The organism is Aliikangiella litoralis (assembly GCF_052495765.1).
Genome location: NZ_CP199292.1, coordinates 593,901 through 608,593 on the forward strand (window position 1 = coordinate 593,901; position 14,693 = coordinate 608,593).

Below are 14,693 nucleotides of genomic sequence, written 5' to 3' on the forward strand. Positions count from 1 at the left end.
GTAATCTAATGATATGCCATAAGTCGTTGGTGCGCTAATCTCCGCTGAGCCTCTTGCAAAACGGTATACATACTCTTTTTCAAATAAATTTTTAACGTAAAATCTAATTGCATAGCTATCAGCTTCATATCCTCTATCAAGATTAACCGAAGTGTAGTTTCCTGTATGGCTTTGTTATTTAATAATAAAATTTTTAGATGAAAAGTGCCTCCCCATAATTGATTTAGCTATATTTCATCGGGGAGTGCTATTCAAGGTTTAGAGATGCCTTGTTATTTTTGTTCCATTTTTTAGGCGCTAAAGACTATTTTCTTTTTAGTAGCCAAGCTTTTTCTTTTGCTTCGCATAACCCTTTTAGTCCTCCAGTAACATCAATACTTGTCAACAAAATAGGATCATAGTTTTTTTCATAATGATAATAAATCTCTTCATCGCTTATTGAGAATGGAGGACCATCCATTTTGACTTGATCATATTCATAAGTAATCACTAGTTGTGGAGTATTCTGAGTAATGTCAGTCAGATGAGAGGTGTATTGTATACGTATATCTTTAGGGAGTGCGACTAGTGCTGCCCTATCATAAACGGCATGAATATTAGGTAGTATTGCCGTTGTTAAATCAAATAAGTCGCCAACGAATATTTTTATATTTTGCGCTTTGTATTGAGATAGATTACCTATTTTAGATATTTGAGGCGAGATATTTAAATGATGAAATAGTTGTTTAATGGCTTGTTCACTGAGTTCGGCTCCAACAACTTCGTAGCCATTAGTTAGTAGCCAGGCGATATCATTTGTTTTGCCGCATAGTGGTACGAATATACGTTGACCAATTGTTAGAGGCAACTGATTAAAGTATTTTATCAGAAATGGATTAACCATGTTTTGATGAAAAGCGATATCGTTTTTTCGCCATTTTTGTAACCAATAATTTTTGTTCATAATAATCACTCTAGTATTTATATTGTTCTTCGATGTTGTTCAATGTAGGATACAAGTTCAAGTTGACTTGAAGTCAAGGTGAAAATGAAAAAATTACAAATAATTGATATTGGAAAAGTCGTGAAGCTTTCAGGTTTACCTGCTTCAACATTACGGTTTTATGAAGAAAAAGGTCTGATCCAGTCGATAGGCCGAAATGGTTTACGCAGACAGTATAGTGACAGTGTGTTGGAGCAGCTTGCTTTAATTTCTTTGGGGCGTAGTGTCGGTTTCTCGCTTGAAAATATTGCTACGATGTTAACTCCTAAAGGACCTGATATTGATAGAGAAAGATTAGCGGCTAAAGCCGATGAACTTGATAGAAGCATTCTACAATTAACGGCTATGCGTGACGGGCTTAGACATGCTGCTAATTGTCCTGCCCCTAGTCATTTAGAATGTCCTAAATTCAGACGTTTGCTCAATCTTGCTGGTAAAAAACGTTTTCAACATAAACACAGATTAAAATGAAAGCCTAAGCCAATTGAGTTATCGACTGAAAGTTTCTTAGCTAGTTAGCAAACAATAATAATCAATGGTTCATCATACTTCATGAAAAATAACAGGTTAACACTCTATACAAACTTTAATGCTGTTTGTGGTCAAAAGGTTGAGTTTTTACTACGTCATGCAAAACTCTCTTTTAATAAAGTCGAAATTAATTTGCGACAAGGTGATCAGCATAAGCAATCGTTTTTGAAACTTAACCCTATTGGCCAAGTACCAGTACTGGTTCATAATGATAAAATAGTGACTGAGTCTAACCAGATATGTTTGTATATCGACCAGCATTTATTGAATAAAGAATATACTTCTTTGAATTCTCTAGTAACTAAAAAAGTTAATGATTGGTTAAATTTAGTTGATAATAAAATTCACCCCGCTTGCTCTGTGATTTCTTGGAGTATTGCTATTCGGCCTGCTATGTTAGAAAAAACTGAGCAAGAAGTTGAACAACATTTTGCTAGTATACCTGATAAAACACGTAGAGAAAGGCAAGTAAGAGCTTTTAGATTAGGTCTTGAGCTGCCTGAGTTACGAGAAGCTATTCAAATTCACCAAAAATTAATAAAAGAAATGAATCAACAACTTCAGCAGACTCTATGGCTAGCTGGCAATAAACTCACCTTGGCAGACTTTTGTGTTATCCCTTATATAATACGGTTAAAATATCTTTCTTTAGATAAAGTGTTTGAAAATTATCCCTTTGTTAAACGTTGGTTAAAGGAGATTGAACAGCTACTTGGATTTCAAAAAGTATTTATAGATAACTATCCCAGTGGTTTTGTTCAGCGCTGGAAAGACGCAGGAGAAGAGTCTTTAAAGCAGTACGATTTTTGATAAGTTCTGTGTTTTATTAAAATAAAATATCATTGCTCTTATAAAAATAAGTGCTGCAAACATGCAGCACTTGAAGATGATCCAGTTTATTACATAGAAATTCTGAGGTTATTGAGTTATTTTATTTTTTAAATAGTTTTTAATTTGAGTTGTAGAAGCAACATTGATAGGTGTTCTATATTCAATACCAGATAAAGTTTGAGCATTAACACCTAAGTTTATATCAGCTCCGTTTTCTACTAAAAATTTTACCATGTTGAAATGCCCGTACTTTGAAGCATTTATTAGAGCTGTTTCATCATTGATTACAATCGCATCAATATTGGCTTTGTTGGCTAACAATATTTTGGCTATTTCTAAATTGTTGTTTATTGAAGCGGCAATAAGCGGATTTCCATCATTGTCTGCTGACTGATTGACATTTGCGCCCATACTTATCAGTTTGTTAACCATTTCAATATTACCTGCTTTAACTGCAATAATTAAAGCAGTACCATCACCTATTATCGGTTTGTTAATATCGAGTCCATGACTGATCATCAACTCAAGTGTCTGGTAGTCATTTTGCTCGATAACATCGCTCAACAATTCACTTTCTGACTCTGATAGCTCAGAAAAGTGATTGGAATCGAGTTTAATAGAATCGACATCAATTTGTGGTAAGTAATTTTGTGATAGGCTGACAGTCGCGTAAGCTAGTGAAAAGCAAGTAGCTATCATAGCTAGCTTTTTGGGTTTTTTATTGGTTTTCATATTAAGTACCTCATTAATTCGGTAGGTTAAGTCTTTTTTATGACTAAAGAGTCCCATGGTCAATCCGTAGCTTTTTTGAAAAAGCATTAGTTTTGCACAGTCAATCAGTACCTGTGCGTATTGTTTATTATTATTTAATTTTGCGATCGCTCTTAAATCACAAGCCAATTCTCTGTTAATATGAATTTTGTGATTAATTAATCGCATAACAGGACTCCACCAAAAAATAATTGCAAAAACTTCTTGGAGAAAGCCAATTAAAGGGTCGTTTCTTTCTATATGTGCCTGTTCGTGTAAAACAATTGGAATAAGACTACTTTCTTTAAATTGTTGAACAAATCGATTGGGTATAATTATGACTGGACGTAGCCACCCGACCACCATTGGTGTACTAATGATAGCCGATTTTAATAAGTTAATTTTGTGAAGTTGGCTATCAAGTTTTAATTTTTTGATTGGTTTAGAAGACAATAAAACTTGTTTGGTTTTTAAAAATGCACGAATTAAGTGAATGCTCCGCCAACAACTACCAATAAACCAGACAATTAAAAACACATAAAGTAATGGCTTTACACTTTTTACCCAATGACTTGGTAAGTGCCACTGATTGGCTAAATATTTCTCTTTATCGGTTTCTGTGACTAGAGCCTGGCTAACTTTTTTTGGTGAAATTGAATTGACTTTTTTATCTTGAACTAACGCTGTAGAAGTAGGCTCATTAGTTTGTACGAGTAAACTGAGTGGAGTGATGGTTGCAAGCACAAAAGCAGTTAACCATAGCCAGCTTCGTACCTCTGGATTAAATTTTATTACTGAATTTAATATTAATAAAAGAGTTAATAGAAAAAAGCCAATTAACATATGGTGTATTGCGATAGTGGTGAAAAGAGTTAGTTCAGTTAGCATTGTATTTACACTTTATTCTGTATCGTCAATTTTTTTCTGCAAGGCTTCTAAATCTTTTATTTCTAAATCGGTTTCTTGCATTAAGTGCTGGGCTAATAATTCAGGTGAGCTTCCAAAAAAACGATTAAGTAAAGTGCTTAGCGCACCTTGTCTTGCTTCTTGCTGAGTAAGAATTGGAAAATAAATAAAAGCTTTGCCTTTTTTCCGGAAGTTAGCATAATTTTTTTCAGCCAAAATTTTGCACATTGTTTGTACTGTTGTATAGGCTGTCGGTTTGGTTTCTGAAAGCAGTTCTGTAATTTCTTTGACAGAAGCCTCTCCTTTATCCCACAATATTTCCATAATACTTTGTTCACCATCGGTTAATTGTTCAGATTTTTTTCTAGCCATTTCTCAAGTCCTAATTAATTAGTTTTTATAGCGTATTATATAGAAATGATTTTATCAACTAATTCTTTAGTTTTTTTAAGAGCGTTATTGTAATAAAGTACTTCAAATAGAAAGTTTTATGAATTAACCTATTGAAAATATAATGTTTTTTAAATTTTGAAAGAGATTTATAAGACACTTTTTATTTTAATGTTGCTGATCGTGAAGTATTTGGCACGTATGCCATGCTACGTAGTCGATGCGGAACCAACGTTAAGGTGACTTGACCTCTCGATGCAATCTTCAATTTGGGGGGCTGGGTTTGAAGTCATGTTAGCTTACGCACAACTGCTAGAGTGAGAGCTTGTTGAGCAGCAGCGCCTTTTAGTGGAAGGTTTAGAGTTAAAGTATTTTGACATTTGTACACCTGATTAATAAAAATAAACTGATGGATAGCCAATAATGAGATCAAAAGAAGAAACATCCTTAATGCTCGTCAGAGTGATAATAAGCTTGATCATTGCAACCCACGGTTGGCATCGACTGCTCACTGGGGGGTATGAACCTTTTGGTGAGTGGTTATCAGGCCAAGGTTTTCCATTTGGCTTAGTGATTGCTTGGGGCATTACTTTGATTGAAGTTATCGGTTCTCCTTTATTAGCTTTCGGAAAGAAGCTACTTTATCTGTGCGCAATTTATATTATTATTTACATGACTGGACTCTTTTTAGTGCATTTACAAAATGGATGGTTTGTTGTGGGGGCTGGAAGAAATGGCATTGAATATAGCGTGCTGATAATTGTTTGTCTTATTGCGATTGGACTTCCAGAAGTTAAAAAACTACTAGGGAATACTTAATAACCGATTAACTTTTAATTAATCGGTTAATCAAGCAAACAAAAAACTGTATTAATGTTTTATCAATTCGGGGCGCTTTATTTCACAAATTGATCGTTTAAAGGCATTAAACCGTTGTTAAGTTAGCTTTATTAGCTGAATTCAAGATTACACCTGAGCGGCTCAAACCATTGAGTACTGCATTCAGTGAGGCTCCAACAATATCATTACTTATTCCAACACCAGCGTATCGTTGGTTATTAATGCTCAACTGCACATAAGCCATCGCATTGGCTTGTTCATTTTTGGCTTTTGCGATGCCGGGTAGGGCATGTTCACTATAATCAATTAATAATATATCGGCATTGGTATTTTCATTTAAGGCAATGATAAAAGCGTCTAACACTCCTTTGCCTTGAGACGACATACTGACACTTGTATCACCCACTTGAATATTAATATCCAGCACATCACTGCGGTCACTACGGTTTAAAGTATAGTTATTTACCTGCATAAGGTTTTCTAAACGGAGATAAGTTTGTTGAAATATTTCCCAAATAATTTCACTAGAAACTTCGCCTTCTGTTTGCTCTGCTTGTCGTTGAATGTGAGGGCTGAAATCGACCTGTAACCAGCGTGGTATTTTTACACCATGTTCTTGTTCCAAAATATAAGCGACTCCCCCTTTGCCTGATTGACTATTAATTCGGATGACTTGCTGATAACTACGACCTAAATCTTTGGGATCAATCGGTAAGTAAGCAACCTGCCAATGTGCGTTAGGATCAAGTGCTCTTTTTTTCTCATCGATGGCTAAACATTTATTAATGGCATCTTGATGGCTGCCTGAAAACGCAGCAAACACAAGCTCTCCTGCGTAGGGGTGTCTGGGATGAACAGAAAGTTGTGTACAGCTTTCCACGACTGAAATAATTTTGTCCATGTTAGCAAGGTTCAGCTGCGGGTTAACCCCTTGACTATAAAGATTCATTGCCATAGTTACAATGTCCATGTTACCTGTTCGTTCACCATTGCCCAATAATGTTCCTTCTATGCGATCTGCACCAGCCATTACACCAAGTTCAGCTGCGGCAACACCACAACCACGATCATTGTGAGTATGTAAGCTGATGGTTACACAATTTCGTTGGCTAATATTATCAACAAACCATTCTATTTGATCGGCATAAACGTTGGGGGTTGCAACTTCTACTGTTGCAGGTAAGTTTAAAATAACTTTTTGTTGCTCTGTCGGTTGCCATATATCAACCACAGCGCTACAAACTTCAGCGGCATAATCAATTTCAGTCGCAGTAAAGCTTTCAGGTGAATATTGAAATTGCCACTGAGTATCTGGTTGCTTATCGGCATGTTGTTTAACCCATACAGCACCTTGTGTCGCAATACTTTTAATTTCTTCTCGGTTTTTGTTAAACACCTGCTGGCGTTGTATGGTCGACGTTGAATTATACAAATGGATAATAACACTGTGGGCCCCTTTGACTGCTTCAAAAGTGCGAGTGATCAGGCTTTCTCTAGCTTGTGTTAGTACCTGAATACTCACATCATCCGGTATAAGTTGTTGCTCTATTAATTGTCTGACAAAGTCAAAGTCAGTTTGGGAGGCGGCAGGAAAACCAACTTCTATTTGTTTAAAACCTGTTTCAAGGAGCAACTTAAACATCTTGAGTTTTTGAGCAGGGTTCATTGGCTCATTAAGTGCTTGATTGCCATCACGCAGGTCAACACTGCACCATAGAGGTGCCTGTGTAATCTGCTTATCTGGCCAACGGCGGTTGGGCTTTTGTATTGGGGTGAAAGCACGATATTTTTTATGATTAAAGCGATGATTAATATTTTGTCGACTAGACACTTTAATACTCCTGATGAGTATGATGAAAAAGCTTGTAGCGTGTATTATTTACACGAAACAGAAGAACACAAAGTGCACACTATAACTGTTTTTTATGAGTGAGTTCATGCAAATTATCTAAAATAATACTCATCAAATGCAATGACTCACTACTAATGTGATATATTTTAGTGAGAATCACTCATGTAAGAAGTAGGTGGCGAACAATGGGCATAAAGCTAGATAGAATTGACAAACAAATACTCCAACTGATGCAAAATGATGGGCGTATTAGTAATTTACAGTTAGCTGAATCTGTCGGCTTGTCACCAACGCCCTGTTCTAGGCGGGTAAAAAGGTTAGAAGACTCTGGATTAATTGCTCGTCATATTACAGTATTGAATCCAGAGGTATTAGGTTTGAATTTAACCGTGTTCATTGGTATTACATTAGACAGACATACTTCACGGAGATTTGATAACTTTACTAAGTCAGTATGTGACTTACCCGAGGTTTTGGAATGTGCCATTGTTACTGGGCAGACTGCGGATTTTTTATTGAAAGTGGTTGTGAGAGATATGCGTCATTATGAGGAGTTTTTATTAGGACATTTGACCACTTTGCCAGATGTTATCGGTGTTCATTCTAGCTTTGTATTGCGCCAAGTATTAAATAAAACCGAGTTACCGTTAGATTAAAGTCGGTCTCTTATAGATTGGCAGAGCTATTGCTACTCTAGATTAACTTTTAAGATAGCTTGGTTTTTGGGATTTTCTGGGGATTATCATAAGCGTATCGGTGATAGGAGCTTTAATTACGGCGACTGCTGGTGCATTGAGTATGTTAACTATGCATTTAGGAACCGTATTTTCACCTGCTATTGGGGGGTAATCATTGCTTCTGGTGATGTTAGTAAGAGTTATGTTGCAGCATCAGTTGGTGCTTTAGGGACATTAATTCCATTATTCCGACTACCTTCAACGAAGCCTGAAGTGGGTGAACCCGAACATCCAATTAAAGTATTAATGGGGGGCTTTCAATTTTTATTCTCTAATAGAATTGTGGGTAGTGTTATCTTAATTGGGACACTTGCCGCTGTTGCAGGAGTGGTTAGAATTTTCTTTCCTGCGTTAGCTTCCCACCCTTTTGGTGGCGGTGCTATTCAAGTTGGTTTGATGTTTTCTGCTATTTCTTTAGGTAGGGGCTATGATTGGTGCATTGACGAGTGGTTGGGTGCAAGGGACACTGCGTCCTGGAGTTGTTATGTTATTTTGCGGTGTAGCGACTTTTGGGGTGTTATCTATTCTGGGAGCCATTTTTTCAATTTGTTTTCGATCGTTACGTGAAGCATCAATTACTAATAAAGCACTAATACCCGATAATGATGACTTTAGTAGTGCAGAAAATGTTCGCTTAGAACCGCAAGAGTCTATATCTTGAGCGGTTAAGTCAAGTGAATATTAATAAATAGCCATATGGAGTAAGGGCTTGTATTATTCAGCTTCATGCTTTCTTTTAGTCAAAGGAATGTTTATCAATGATGGAACCTGTTCATCGGATTAACAGTCATGGGGCTGATCCAAGTCTGGGCAAAGTAAAATATGATATTCCTAAATTTTTATGGAATATAGGAATGCTTGTTGGCGCACTGATTTTTGCTCCTTTGACTTTCAGTTTGAATGTTTTCATTGGTTTTGTGTTAATGACCTATTTTTCATTATTAATAGGCCATAGTGCAGGTATGCACCGTATGATGATACATAAAACGTATGAGTGTGTTCCTTGGGTTGAGAAAGTATTGATTTATATTGGCGTACTTGTAGGAATGTCAGGTCCTTATGGCATTATTAAAATACACGACCTCAGAGATTGGGCTCAACGTCAGAGTCATTGCCATGATTTCTTTTCACATAAGCAGAATTATTTCAAAGATATTTGGTGGCAATTGACTTGCAAATTTGAATTTGAAAAGCCACCAACGATTAGCCTTGAAGCTAAATATGCTGATGATCCATTTTACCAATGGTTAGAAAGCTCTTGGAGATATCATCAACTTGTATTAGCCGTTGTTTTTTATTATATCGGTGATTGGCCTCTGGTTGTTTGGGGAGTGTTGGTAAGAGTATCTATTAGTGTTCTAGGGCACTGGTCTATAACCTACTTTTGTCATAATCCTGGGCCAGGTAATTGGCATGTTAAAGGGGCATCTGTACAAGCATCAAATCTTCCTGGTTTAGGTCTATTAACCTATGGTGAGTGTTGGCATAATAACCATCATGCGTTTCCTGAGTCTGCATGTATAGGTTTACAAAAAGGGCAAGTTGATCCGGCTTGGTATTTTATTAAAATCTTAGCTTTTTTAGGACTAGCATATAATATTGGTAAGCCCCGTCATGAAAAGCTGCGTGATGATTTGTATACCCGCTCTAGCTGATAATATCTCTTTTTAGAAGAACAAGCCACCTAATCAATAGGTGACTTAGAAGCAAGGTTTTTTTATGAGCTAAAAATGTCGGATCATATTGAGTCAACTTTAAAGTCGAGACAGTTTTTTTTCTAATAAAAAACCAAATATACCGACAGTTAAAAATAAAATGCCAGCAACGGTCAAATATCTGTTTTCAATTCTAAAGTGTTGTTGTGGGCCTCCGCCATATAATTTATAAGTTCTAGAGCCATTTTTAACGGGTACATTGAATGTGTCACCTCTATAGCTTGAAGATAATAAATACTTTTCGTTTCTGCGCTGAGTCAGTTCAATTCCTTTTTGGGCTAATAGTTCTCTAGGATAAAATTTTGCATATTGACTGAAAACTTCTTTGGGTTCTCCTTCTAATACAACGCCGTTAGATAGGTAGTTGTAATAGGTGGTGGGAAATATTAAGCCAAAGTAGCTAGAAACTATAAAAACAATACCCAATGTACTGAGTACTGCTGAGCCAATTAACCAACTTTTTTTGTGTTTTATATTGGAATATTGAACGGAAGAAAGAAAGTTAGCGACTTCAGGAAGCTGTCGTAACTGTCTATGTAAAACCGACTCTTCAATTCCTTCGAGCATCTCTTCAATTTTAATATCAAAGGCTTTGAGTATTAATTGAAATATGTCTGCTGAGGGAATTGATTTCCCATTCTCTAATTTTGATAGATAAGATTGCTCAATTCCAATAGCTTCTGCTAATTGAGGCTGGGTCCAATCTTTTTGTTTTCTTAATTGTCTTAATTTATCGCCAAAGTGCATAAGTTTTATTCTCCAAAAGTATTACTCGATTTAACTCATTGATGTTAAATAGCATTCTTGGAGATTCCTGAGGAACTAGAAAGATGAATATTTATGAATATTAACCCATATTAAAGAATTTTACCGCTTAAAGATGTTTTAGGCAAAATGTTGGGTTACGCTTTCGCTAACCGCAACCTACATTGAACCTAATATATTGCGCTTCAGACAAAGGTTAATGCAATGAGCAATTAGAATGCTTAACCAATAAAACTTTTGGATGAATTGGATTATTTATATTCTTTCTTTATATAAAACTTATTTTGAGTCGGTTACCGTACTGGATAGTGTGGTAGGCTAATGGGTTAGCTAAAGGCGTAACCCAGCGACTCATGCATCAATTAAAACAAGTTTCAACCGTAAAGAAAACAAGGCGCTAACTGAAAAGCGTTGATGCTCTGGTTAAGTTAACCTGATATGTAGTAGCTCAGACTTGATCTGACAGTTACCCGTTTTTCCAACGGTATCTGTCAGTTTAGATTTGAGCTAAATTCTTTTCAGCCCAAATCAATTTACCATCAAGTAAAGTTTCTTTTGGCGTTCTGCCACAGCACATTTTTCCTTGATGAGTTCGGTCATTGTTATAGTATTCCATCCAAACGTCCAGATCTTTTTGCAAATCTTCCATCGATGAGTACAGCTTTTTCCTAAAGGTGATCTGGTAAAACTCATTCAATATCGTCTTGTGAAAGCGCTCGCAGATCCCGTTCGTTTGTGGTGACATCGCTTTCGTTTTGGTATGGTCAATATCATTGATCGCCAAGTAAAGCTGATAATCATGATGCTCTACGCGACCACAGTACTCAGTTCCACGGTCAGTTAAAATGCGCAACATTGGCAATTCATTTTGATTAAAGTAGGGTAATACTTTGTCATTTAATATATCTGCGGCGGTGATTGGCGTTTTGGTTGTGTAGAGCTTTGCAAAAGCAACTTTGCTGTAGGTGTCAATAAAGGTCTGCTGATAAATTCGGCCAACGCCTTTGAGGTTACCCACATAAAACGTATCCTGAGAGCCTAAGTAGCCTGGGTGAGCGGTTTCTATCTCACCACAAGCTTCGTCATCATGTTTCTTCTTTTCAAGCGCAGCAACTTGCGCATCGCTTAAAATGATACCGTCATTAGCGACCTTTTCCTCAAGTGCTTTAAGACGCTTTTTGAAGTTTTCCAGATCATGACGAAGCCAAATTGAACGAACGCCGCTGCCAGAAACAAAGACACCTTGTTTACGCAGCTCATTGCTTGTTCTATGTTGACCAAAGGCTGGTTGTTCAATGGCATAGGCAACAACGGCTTGTTCTGTCGCCTCATCAACTCTATTTTTAGGATTGGCCTTACGTCTGGTCTTTTCGATTAAGGCGTCAATTCCACCTTCTTCAACTAACTCTTGATAACGATAAAATGTATCTCGAGATACGCCCATCACTTTACAGGCTCTTGAAACATTATTGAGTTCTTCGGCTAAGTTTAATAAACCTGCCTTGTGTTTAATAATTGGATTGTTAGTATGTAGCATGAGAGTTACCTTTTGTTTTGATTTAAAGATTCGACACCTTTATCAAAACGGGTAACTCTCTTCTAGTCAAGCTGAAGTGTCAGATGAAGTCGGAACTAATACACCTGATAACTTTCACTGGTACATTGAGTTAATGCAATTAAGCAGCTAATGACTAGACTGAGCTATATTTTATGCTCAAACCAAATTGACTCAATTAGCTTATATCCTGTAGGATCGTATTCCTTTAATTGGCTCCGATTAAACGGGAAGCACTCGTTTTCACCGAAAAATGATTCTGATAACTCCGCAAAATATTTCCAGTGTTCTTCGAGTGCGTATGCGTCTTCTTTAAACTCCTTGAGCTTTCTCGTTACATTTTTATACAAGCCACTTTCCAACGTTGCTTTATAGTGACGTTTAACCAAATCTTTTTGCGTTTTATTAAGAGAATGATATAGAGCATGGGAAAGTTCATGTAATAGAATGGTTTTTTGAAAATTATCTGTTGACCAATCCAAATAATTTTCTACATTTGATATTTCTAAACTTTTTACTTTGTCAGGATTATATCCGTTCTTGCTGAGCCAACCCCTTGACATATGATATTCCATAAATCCCTTTTCACAAGCATTCTTTTCAACCCAAGTTGGGGTTTTACTTAAGGTTAAATATCGAAATGTTGGGATAACTTGTTTTACCTCGATTATCTGCTTTCTCAATCGTAATATAGTCTTATCTCGTAAATAATGATCAAAATAAACATCTGGTGACAGATAAACAGTAAAACTCTCAACCTTGATATCAAAATAATGACTTGTTAGTGCATAACGCATGAGAGTCGAGCAAGACGCTAGAAATATAGAAAATACAATGACAATTAATATTTGTTTTTTGGATAACTCAATTAAATGTGCTCTTTATTTAAAAAGTATTGATACCTCAAGTTAATTTGATTTTGAGTGAGTGCTTTGTTCTTCAGGAAATATATTAGCTAAATCGTTAGTAATATATAAACCTTTAAGATCTGCTTGCTCAATCGCTTCTTTAATATTTTCCTGACAATACACACTCATATAGCCATCATGCTTCATTCTAAAGATTGACCAGTCTTTCACTTTTTCCTCATAAAACACTAAATAGTCAAAGTAATTCCAGGCATTTTCTACGGATAATTCTTTATTAATAGCATCCACATCTTCTGCCACCCGAAATGGAATAAAAAAATGACCATTTCCTTTTTGATAAGTCACAGGTAAAAATTCACCATCACTATTTATCAGCGGATATAAAACATCATAAGCTCTTTGACTTAAAAATAAACGACCACTAGCAATAGCAATATCAGGAACTGAACTACTTTGGTCCTCTTTGCCAACAGGACAAAAATCAAAGTTTAAAGGCTCATTAAATAGCTTCTTAAAGCTATAAGGTTGATTATTTAAGTTAATGTGTTTTTCTGCATTATCTTCATCCATTTCACCTAGAATATTTTTTATTTGTTCTTCATCAAAATAAAATTCAAGGTAATTGTTGCTATCAAATATTAATGTATAAAGCATCATTTATAATCCCGTTTTTGGCATAACTTCTGGTGGTACAGCCCCACCTTGTAGTGAAGTCCTAACTAATCGTAAAGCATTGATAAGTTGGTCTGGTGTTTTTATCATCGTGTTATTGATAAAACGGCTCAACCACCGATAATAATATTTGTGATGAATGCGACAGTGTGGAACCGCTTTACGTAAATAGTTTGGCATATAAATTCTATACTCCCAATCTCTAGGTAACCAACAGCCATTATGCGGGTCGTCTATTCTTAATTTGAACAATGCTAAAATAAGTCTCATCCTCATAGCATCGACTTTGCCCCCTGAAATCATAGCATGGCAGTTTCTGTAAATAAGATTAAGCAGACGTTAGTTGAAAATCAATGACAGAGTGAGGTAAAGTGTTTAGAAAAGAGTGTGGTGCACTAGCTGATTGAATGTGGCACTGTAGCCGACCAAACTCTATTATGATATTTTTATGAAAAACACCTGATGACCGTATATTAATGCGGACGAGGGTTCAGTAAAATCAAACTTAACTAGTCAAGGCTATATACGTTAAACAGGAAATTCTGCTTAGGTATTAGATAACAGGATAAACATTAAATATGATTGAAACTTTAAAGATAAAATTACTTGGCGGGATGTATGCTCAACAGGAATGGGAATGTGTCTTAGAAATTCCTATTGACTGCAGTTTGGATGAGTTACACCAGGCAATTTTGGGTGCAGTTGGTTTTGATAATGACCACATGTATGAATTTTGTATTGCGAGTTCTTACAATTCAAGAAGTGCACAACGCATATCATGTGATGACGATAGGGTCACTCAAGAAACCGTTGATACTCTATTATCAAAAAGAAAAGGAAAAAAGCTCTATTATCTTTTTGATTATGGCGATAGCTGGCTGTTTCAAATAAACAACAGTCGAAAAAAGCGTTTTAATGAAAAGCCTGATGTTTTTTATCCCAAAGTAGTGCTTGAAAATGGCGTTAGGCCAGAGCAGTACCCAGAGTGGGATGAATAGTGTTACCTCAATAAGTGCCTTTAAGCCGGACTGATAATTATCAGACCATATAATGGTGTCATTATTACGTTGCACGAATTTTAAGCCACGTCAAAATTGAAACCATAATGAAGTACGCTTATTTAGCCGGACTACTCAGAGGATGCGGTGAAGATTAATGCCCAGTCATTGTTTGAACAACATCAAAAAGAAAAGGAGTCAAACTGTCTCGAAAAAGCGCAATAGTACGAAAAATATTTTGTATCGACTTTTAAAAATCAGTGTTAACTGAAGGAAAATAGATTGGAAACATTCTAATTA

The 14,693-nt window shown here is 36.1% G+C and carries 16 protein-coding genes; 7 read left to right on the forward strand and 9 right to left on the reverse strand.

Going from position 1 to position 14,693, the window contains the following annotated elements; translation table 11 throughout:
- Positions 1-304 precede the first annotated feature (304 nt).
- Entirely contained in the window at positions 305-943 is a 639-nt protein-coding gene (gene tmpT / locus ACT5E3_RS02610; protein ID WP_444996763.1) for a thiopurine S-methyltransferase, read from the reverse strand.
- An 84-nt stretch (positions 944-1,027) separates the two neighbouring features.
- Between tmpT and ACT5E3_RS02615 the strand changes: the two genes are divergently transcribed.
- Both ACT5E3_RS02615 and ACT5E3_RS02620 read left to right on the forward strand, forming a co-directional pair.
- Positions 1,028-1,453, forward strand: coding sequence for a helix-turn-helix domain-containing protein (locus ACT5E3_RS02615; protein ID WP_444996764.1), 426 nt, complete (start codon positions 1,028-1,030; stop codon positions 1,451-1,453).
- 81 nt (positions 1,454-1,534) lie between these two features.
- Positions 1,535-2,323: a glutathione S-transferase family protein gene (locus ACT5E3_RS02620; protein ID WP_444996765.1), complete on the forward strand. Its 789-nt coding sequence runs from the start codon at positions 1,535-1,537 to the stop codon at positions 2,321-2,323.
- A 108-nt stretch (positions 2,324-2,431) separates the two neighbouring features.
- Here the strand turns inward: ACT5E3_RS02620 and ACT5E3_RS02625 are convergent, their stop codons facing one another.
- Both ACT5E3_RS02625 and ACT5E3_RS02630 read right to left on the reverse strand, forming a co-directional pair.
- Positions 2,432-3,982: a M56 family metallopeptidase gene (locus ACT5E3_RS02625; RefSeq protein ID WP_444996766.1), complete on the reverse strand. Its 1,551-nt coding sequence runs from the start codon at positions 3,980-3,982 to the stop codon at positions 2,432-2,434.
- A 12-nt stretch (positions 3,983-3,994) separates the two neighbouring features.
- A complete protein-coding gene (locus tag ACT5E3_RS02630) occupies positions 3,995-4,372 on the reverse strand; it encodes a BlaI/MecI/CopY family transcriptional regulator (RefSeq protein WP_444996767.1) in 378 nt (125 codons plus the stop codon).
- A 441-nt stretch (positions 4,373-4,813) separates the two neighbouring features.
- Here ACT5E3_RS02630 and ACT5E3_RS02635 point away from each other — a divergent pair, with 441 nt between their 5' ends.
- A complete protein-coding gene (locus ACT5E3_RS02635) occupies positions 4,814-5,209 on the forward strand; it encodes a DoxX family protein (RefSeq protein ID WP_444996768.1) in 396 nt (131 codons plus the stop codon).
- A gap of 106 nt (positions 5,210-5,315) precedes the next feature.
- Here ACT5E3_RS02635 and leuA read toward each other — a convergent pair whose 3' ends face one another.
- Positions 5,316-7,061: a 2-isopropylmalate synthase gene (gene leuA / locus ACT5E3_RS02640; RefSeq protein WP_444996769.1), complete on the reverse strand. Its 1,746-nt coding sequence runs from the start codon at positions 7,059-7,061 to the stop codon at positions 5,316-5,318.
- Between the two features lie 206 nt (positions 7,062-7,267).
- Here leuA and ACT5E3_RS02645 point away from each other — a divergent pair, with 206 nt between their 5' ends.
- From ACT5E3_RS02645 to ACT5E3_RS02655, 3 genes are all read left to right on the forward strand, one after another.
- On the forward strand, positions 7,268-7,738 hold the full coding sequence (locus ACT5E3_RS02645) for an Lrp/AsnC family transcriptional regulator (protein WP_444996770.1): 471 nt from the start codon (positions 7,268-7,270) through the stop codon (positions 7,736-7,738).
- A 66-nt stretch (positions 7,739-7,804) separates the two neighbouring features.
- The gene (locus ACT5E3_RS02650; protein WP_444996771.1) at positions 7,805-8,386 is read left to right on the forward strand and encodes a hypothetical protein; all 582 of its coding nucleotides are present in this window, start codon (positions 7,805-7,807) and stop codon (positions 8,384-8,386) included.
- Positions 8,387-8,577: 191 nt separating this feature from the next.
- Positions 8,578-9,474, forward strand: a complete 897-nt coding sequence (locus ACT5E3_RS02655) for an acyl-CoA desaturase (RefSeq protein ID WP_444996772.1) — start codon at positions 8,578-8,580, stop codon at positions 9,472-9,474.
- 99 nt (positions 9,475-9,573) lie between these two features.
- On the opposite strand, the gene ACT5E3_RS02660 is transcribed toward ACT5E3_RS02655, so the two are convergent.
- From ACT5E3_RS02660 to ACT5E3_RS02680, 5 genes are all read right to left on the reverse strand, one after another.
- Positions 9,574-10,281, reverse strand: a complete 708-nt coding sequence (locus ACT5E3_RS02660; RefSeq protein ID WP_444996773.1) for a helix-turn-helix domain-containing protein — start codon at positions 10,279-10,281, stop codon at positions 9,574-9,576.
- A gap of 514 nt (positions 10,282-10,795) precedes the next feature.
- A complete protein-coding gene (locus ACT5E3_RS02665) occupies positions 10,796-11,836 on the reverse strand; it encodes an IS481 family transposase (RefSeq protein ID WP_444993903.1) in 1,041 nt (346 codons plus the stop codon).
- 164 nt (positions 11,837-12,000) lie between these two features.
- On the reverse strand, positions 12,001-12,651 hold the full coding sequence (locus ACT5E3_RS02670; RefSeq protein WP_444996774.1) for a hypothetical protein: 651 nt from the start codon (positions 12,649-12,651) through the stop codon (positions 12,001-12,003).
- 111 nt (positions 12,652-12,762) lie between these two features.
- Positions 12,763-13,380: an imm11 family protein gene (locus tag ACT5E3_RS02675; protein ID WP_444996775.1), complete on the reverse strand. Its 618-nt coding sequence runs from the start codon at positions 13,378-13,380 to the stop codon at positions 12,763-12,765.
- On the reverse strand, positions 13,381-13,665 hold the full coding sequence (locus ACT5E3_RS02680) for a hypothetical protein (protein ID WP_444996776.1): 285 nt from the start codon (positions 13,663-13,665) through the stop codon (positions 13,381-13,383).
- A 308-nt stretch (positions 13,666-13,973) separates the two neighbouring features.
- Here ACT5E3_RS02680 and ACT5E3_RS02685 point away from each other — a divergent pair, with 308 nt between their 5' ends.
- Positions 13,974-14,393: an IS1096 element passenger TnpR family protein gene (locus ACT5E3_RS02685; protein WP_444996777.1), complete on the forward strand. Its 420-nt coding sequence runs from the start codon at positions 13,974-13,976 to the stop codon at positions 14,391-14,393.
- The last annotated feature ends 300 nt before the right edge of the window (positions 14,394-14,693 follow it).

Excerpts from the sequence above, each read along its gene's own strand:
- ACT5E3_RS02615 (WP_444996764.1), top strand. The coding sequence starts at position 1,028 with ATGAAAAAATTACAAATAATTGATATTGGAAAAGTCGTGAAGCTTTCA.
- ACT5E3_RS02630 (WP_444996767.1), bottom strand. The coding sequence starts at position 4,372 with ATGGCTAGAAAAAAATCTGAACAATTAACCGATGGTGAACAAAGTATT.
- tmpT (WP_444996763.1), bottom strand. The coding sequence starts at position 943 with ATGAACAAAAATTATTGGTTACAAAAATGGCGAAAAAACGATATCGCT.
- ACT5E3_RS02620 (WP_444996765.1), top strand. The coding sequence starts at position 1,535 with ATGAAAAATAACAGGTTAACACTCTATACAAACTTTAATGCTGTTTGT.
- ACT5E3_RS02635 (WP_444996768.1), top strand. The coding sequence starts at position 4,814 with ATGAGATCAAAAGAAGAAACATCCTTAATGCTCGTCAGAGTGATAATA.
- ACT5E3_RS02660 (WP_444996773.1), bottom strand. The coding sequence starts at position 10,281 with ATGCACTTTGGCGATAAATTAAGACAATTAAGAAAACAAAAAGATTGG.
- ACT5E3_RS02625 (WP_444996766.1), bottom strand. The coding sequence starts at position 3,982 with ATGCTAACTGAACTAACTCTTTTCACCACTATCGCAATACACCATATG.
- ACT5E3_RS02670 (WP_444996774.1), bottom strand. The coding sequence starts at position 12,651 with ATGCGTTATGCACTAACAAGTCATTATTTTGATATCAAGGTTGAGAGT.
- ACT5E3_RS02675 (WP_444996775.1), bottom strand. The coding sequence starts at position 13,380 with ATGATGCTTTATACATTAATATTTGATAGCAACAATTACCTTGAATTT.
- ACT5E3_RS02685 (WP_444996777.1), top strand. The coding sequence starts at position 13,974 with ATGATTGAAACTTTAAAGATAAAATTACTTGGCGGGATGTATGCTCAA.
- ACT5E3_RS02665 (WP_444993903.1), bottom strand. The coding sequence starts at position 11,836 with ATGCTACATACTAACAATCCAATTATTAAACACAAGGCAGGTTTATTA.
- ACT5E3_RS02680 (WP_444996776.1), bottom strand. The coding sequence starts at position 13,665 with ATGAGACTTATTTTAGCATTGTTCAAATTAAGAATAGACGACCCGCAT.
- ACT5E3_RS02645 (WP_444996770.1), top strand. The coding sequence starts at position 7,268 with ATGGGCATAAAGCTAGATAGAATTGACAAACAAATACTCCAACTGATG.
- ACT5E3_RS02655 (WP_444996772.1), top strand. The coding sequence starts at position 8,578 with ATGATGGAACCTGTTCATCGGATTAACAGTCATGGGGCTGATCCAAGT.